Source organism: Devosia sp. 919 (genome assembly GCF_013185965.1).
In the GTDB taxonomy this organism is placed as follows: domain Bacteria; phylum Pseudomonadota; class Alphaproteobacteria; order Rhizobiales; family Devosiaceae; genus Devosia.
The window spans coordinates 1-5,261 of record NZ_JABAOL010000007.1; the positions used below are offsets into that span (position 1 = coordinate 1).

At 50.1% G+C, this 5,261-nt stretch carries 3 protein-coding genes; all 3 read right to left on the bottom strand.

The genetic code is table 11. The features are described 5' to 3' along the window. Nucleotides 1–294 precede the first annotated feature (294 nt). The 3 genes from HRQ64_RS19895 to HRQ64_RS19910 all read right to left on the bottom strand — a co-directional run bounded on the left by HRQ64_RS19895 (nt 295) and on the right by HRQ64_RS19910 (nt 4,533). Nucleotides 295–1,539, bottom strand: coding sequence for a HEPN domain-containing protein (locus HRQ64_RS19895; RefSeq protein ID WP_172125959.1), 1,245 nt, complete (start codon nt 1,537–1,539; stop codon nt 295–297). 944 nt (nt 1,540–2,483) lie between these two features. Then, nucleotides 2,484–3,014, bottom strand: coding sequence for a hypothetical protein (locus HRQ64_RS19905; RefSeq protein WP_172125964.1), 531 nt, complete (start codon nt 3,012–3,014; stop codon nt 2,484–2,486). Further along, the gene (locus tag HRQ64_RS19910; protein WP_172125966.1) at nt 2,965–4,533 is read right to left on the bottom strand and encodes a hypothetical protein; all 1,569 of its coding nucleotides are present in this window, start codon (nt 4,531–4,533) and stop codon (nt 2,965–2,967) included. Before HRQ64_RS19910 ends, HRQ64_RS19905 begins: the two co-directional genes overlap by 50 nt. Nucleotides 4,534–5,261: the final 728 nt, after the last annotated feature.

The window sequence follows — 5,261 nt, forward strand, 5'->3', positions numbered from 1 at the left end:
GGAACATACCCCAGCTTTTACAAATGCTGTGACGATGGGGATGGCTGGGCTGAGTATGGGTGAAGGTAGCCAATAATGCGGACCTATTATGAGGAGGCCCCATGGGCCGACGAATAGGTCTATCTTGTATCTACAATGCGCCCAACTGAACCGGATGAACCATGAGTAACCCGTCAGGTCCATGGTTTGATCTGCCCGTGTAGGAAAGAAGATACTTCCTCCCTTTACTCTCTATTATTTCTGCCAAAAGTCTGAGCAGTCTCGATAGGACGGTCAGCCACCCTGTTGTTCCTGCTACTCTTGCGTTTCAAGTTCAAGCTCGCGGTTAAGAACCAAAGAGCATATCTGTCGAAGACGCATCATCATCCGCCTTTCAGCTGCTGACAGGTTTTCCTTTCCTGTATGAACAATTTTGGACCGCACACGATAAATGTCCTTCAGATCATCAATGATCTGGTCTCGGTCCCCTGTTGACTTGCCGATTAGATATGCACACCGATTCCGGATGGCTTCACCTACACCTAGTTCACTGGCTTCGCTTTGCTCTCCGAGGATGATTTCCAAACAAATCATTGCTTGCACAAAGGCCAATAGCTCGCCGCTGTTTGCCACACTGTCAAAGTGCCACCGGGCTGCAAGTTGTAACTTGTGACTGCTTGCGCTGTATTTGAAGGCACTTCTAATCAATGTCAGCCTAGTCGTCCTCCAAAGCTCCATAGTCTCGCCATCAAACTTCTGAGTAAAGGTGAAAGGTTGAAACTTGGAGATTGCTAAGTTGAATTCGTCATCAAGTTCATAAGCACGTTCCAGCACTTTGCTGCCTTGATCTGTCCGCTCAACCAATAGGTGTTGCTTCGGTGGACTAGGCATATAGGAACTGCCTTTTTCCAAGAGACCGAGAGCTAAACAAAGGCCGAAGAAGGAGCGAAGACGCGATTCTGCGCGCCGCAACGGCTCACTTCCTGCAAACCTTCCAATAAACCCTTCGACTTCTGTGACGAACACGACCCGCCCAATACTTAGGCGGTCGGCAGTGCTCCCAAACAGACTTCCAAAAAGCGGACCTAGATTGTTCTCTTTGTGCTCTGGAGCTTTGGGGAACTCAGATACGTTATTTTCAGATATTCTTAGGAGGCGCGTGGTTGGCGATAGCACCATCTCATCAGTTGCACTTGGCATAAGCTTCGCAGCGTCCCCCCATAAGGGATAAAATACGCGATAGCTCCAAGGTAAAGAGACCAGTTCGTTGACAAGATGATGCGAAGCAAACGGTATGTCTGCAAAGGACGGCAAGTCCGAAAGCATCAGATTTTTGCCATCCTCGTACTTAGTCTCGTGCTCGACGACCATGTAGATATATTCGGAGAAAAAATGGTAGGTTGGCTCGTCATCAATGTATCGGTGAAGGTCCTTTGAGCCTTGCGAATTAGCAGGTAAGATTCTGGCCAAATCAACAAGTGGCATCAAAGGCCGAGTGTTCACAAAACTGCCCTGGTACAGGTTCACCTCCGGCAAGATCTTGTTGAGTTGCTCAATCAAGCGGCTCTGCGCTTGGCGGTGTAGGTCTACTGCCAATTATAAATCGTCGCTCCTATTCTCCTAGCGCGAAGGCTAACCCCGTCTGACTTGGGTATGCGAGAAGGAGTATCGGCACCATGCTTTTGATAATGGTTTCAGTTCCTATCTTTTCGCATATGCCTAGTGATAGCAGTTTTCCAGTTGCTGGAGGTCGTGCCGTGACGGTGGGGCAGCCCGATGATACACCGGAACAGTAATCACCAAACACGTGTGCCTATGTTATACCACTAAGAGGCTCCACGTTGACGTGCATTGGCCCGCCAGAGTCTGCGCCTAACTCCAGCTGGCTCAAGATGCCGGTACTTACCTCCTGAGAACTTGGACCAGTCCAAAGCCAGACCACTGCGAACTAATTCGGCCGCTACATCACGTCCATCATCCAGAAAGCATTCAGCCACTATGCGGTCGTATGACAGTTCTGGCTTCAATCTAGCCGTGACAATCTGACCTTTGCACAATTGGACCAACGCCCACTTCGACCGCTGACCCCAAGGGTGATCGAGTTCGGGCGCATCGATACCAGCAAGCCGGATCCGAACGTCTTCAATCTCGATGGTGTCGCCATCGATCACCCAACACGACCCCCGTAACACAGTCTTCGCCTGAGGTGGTGCTGGGGCAGCTTGAGGTTGCCTCGATTTGGGGAAATCCCAAATAACACGGGGCAATCGTTCTACGGGAACGACGGTTTCGACACGCCTCCTGCGAAACAGTCGTTTCCAAATACGTAAGAACAGCCCCACGTCTCCGCCCTCTTGAGACATTAACAATCGTATTTCAGTGGTACTAACCACACCTGTGTGGAATCTCTCAAGTGGAAAGCGGGTTCGACAAGCTGCGCAATGCTGCATATGTCGAAACGACCGCACGTTTGTTGCAAGTACGCCCTAAAACCTGGCTATTGGTTACGTCTCTTTGTTACTGCTCAGACTCAAAGCATCAGGTTCAATCTGACCACGCGCATCTATTTTGCAAACAGTGCCCTTATGGCGACGCCTAAGAATGTTACTGTTCAGCGTGACTTCATGCCCAGCAAGTTCGCTTTCTCTGCGCTTGTTGAAGAGCGGAGGGGATCCGAAGACATCCTCAAACTCCCTGATCAAGAACGCTTCTATGTCTTTGTAGGCGTCCACCATGTTGCGCCGTCGTGGATGGCAAAAATGGACAGTGAAGGGCAGATCTGACTGCGCAAGGATGAGGAAGCGCGAAATCCACCCCTTGCCATGAATGAGCAAGCGATTTCCTTGGGACCTCTCTCCCTGCCGACCAATGTAACAAACATTGGAGATGCCGTCGGCATATTGTATGGCTAAATCCCTAGGGGTCTCAATAACATACACATATCGCCCCATCAGGTGGCTTAGTTCATCTAGACCAAAGATCAAGTTACTGTTGGGCTGGCGTCCTACCTGCATAGCTTCCCAAGTCAGTTCCATTAATGCTGCTCTCCCCCGTATGCTTTTTGCGTTTCATGGATAAGTTAGCTGTCTTTCGGTTGAAGTACCCTGCATAAGCTTCTGGGGTTATCCTGACCTTGTCTCTGACTCCAAGCCTTGCATCGGTGCTTAAACGTTTGTCCTTTAACTTGATCGTGCCATTACTCTGCCGGTGGAACTCGGCTTCCATTACCTCAGCAAGCTCGTGCTCCGTATCCTCGGTACACAAGAAAGAGTCATGTACTGGAAGTACGGTTTTTCCCTTTTTTGCGAAGTGAAGCATCACTGCTTCGGCTATGTCCGAGTCTATCCTTTGTAGCTTGAGCCCTTCACCCTTGCCGAAGTAGGACTTGAAGGGAGCGTAGTGAGTTTTGACCCGTTTTAAGAACTCTGACCAAGGCATACCGAACTTGGCTTCATCATAACCATCTACAGGTTTGATCGAAGTGCCTTTGGCATTGAGCAGGGCATTGAAGGTCTGTTTGACGACCTTCTTTGTACCAATGCCAATCTCATAGAACCCTTGAGGGATCGCAATGCCTAGCCGATTTCCGAGGATCGTCGGGTGCATCGACGAGTAGTCAAGTTCGACGGTTCGCTTGCCATTGATCATGATGTGCTTGCGAGACTCTTTTGGTACTGACTGCCACCATGGTCCATAGAATCGGCCACCCTCCTCAAAGGTGCCATTGTTGTAGACCCGGTAGCAGCAGTCCTGTGTCCTATCGATCATCAAGTCAGCGTCGTCATCAAGGTCGGTGTGCTGGTCCTGCTTCTTGATGATTTGTGCCATCATCTCACGCTCTTGCCGTGGCGTAAGCTTGATGTCGATGTGGGTTCGCCTGAACTGCTGATTGATCAAGGTCAGGTTCTCGATCTTGCGCTGCAGGTCTGGCGTAACCTCGAATGGCAGACGGCGGCGTGGTGGATCGGAAACAGCTTGATCCTTAGCTTTCCTTCTGGGCTTGCGAGACTTGAGATGTATCAGGTCGTGAGTTGTAGATTGCTTGATGTCGTGGCGGTCTATGCCCATGGCTGAAGCCAAGTCAGCCAGCTTCTTGGTTGACCGCATGACCGCGCTTCTACGAAGTCTAGGTGAGCTTGAAGCACGACCCGCATCGGCTTCTGCGTAGCCATGAGCCACAAGAAAGTCGCGCGCAGACAGCACGATAGCTTTGCTCAGGCATTTAGGAAGCCAGAAGCCATTTTGAGTGTACCACGTCTTGTTAGCTGGAGTTTGGACCCACAGGTTTTTGTCACTCCAGCTGAAGACGATGAGGTTGAGGACCAGCAGCTCAAGCGTGTCATGGCGCCTTTGCCTTAACTCTGCCGAGTCCGCTTTTCTGGTTCTGTGCCATTCGTCAAACTTTGAGCGGAGGTCTTGATGAAGAGCATCAACATTAGACGAGCCGACTAGGAAGCACCTCATTGGGCGGCTTCTGAGATTTCTCACTTTGAGCACCGAAGCAAGGAGAGATATTTCCGGGTTAACCGGCAATGAGGAAGCTGCGTTGGTCATGGCTGCTCCCTAAATGCGGAACGTCTTACGCAGCAACTACGGTTGGTGTGTAGCTAAAGCGCTGAGTGCCCGTGAACCAAACCTCGAAGTTAGTCAAAACGGCTCCACTCACGTCCGCACGGACGATGTTGAGGAACTCGTCGACAAATTGATTTGCATGATCCAAAGTTGCGGGTCCCTCGAACAGAGTAGTTCCTACTGATGCTAATCCGAGGTTCCAAATTAAACGTTGTAGTTTGTTACGAAGCCCGGGGTTGGGCTCATTGGTAAGACTGAAAGTGACGAGGCAATTTCCAAGTGCGTTGTTCAGTATGTTAGGCATTTACAAAGACTCCTGCGCCAAAGCCCTTTCGAATGGGCTGGTTACATTCAAAGCGCAAAACGGTGCTGAGCGAAACCCCTACACACAACCTTTCTGATCACTTGTTTGTGATATGGGTTGACTTTTTCAAGATTGTTATTGCTCCAGTTTTATTTCGGTAGTTTGAGTTTGAGAATGAAGAAGTTAGGTCCGACTACAGGAACTGTGCTGAGCGTCACTCAAGTAACTATCTTTCCCCTACCTTTCGTCTGAAACCTCGTATCCAATACGTACCCACAACCACATGAACCTATTCGTCGGCCCATGGGGCCTCCTCATAATAGGTCCGCATTATTGGCTACCTTCACCCATACTCAGCCCAGCCATCCCCATCGTCACAGCATTTGTAAAAGCTGGGGTATGTTCC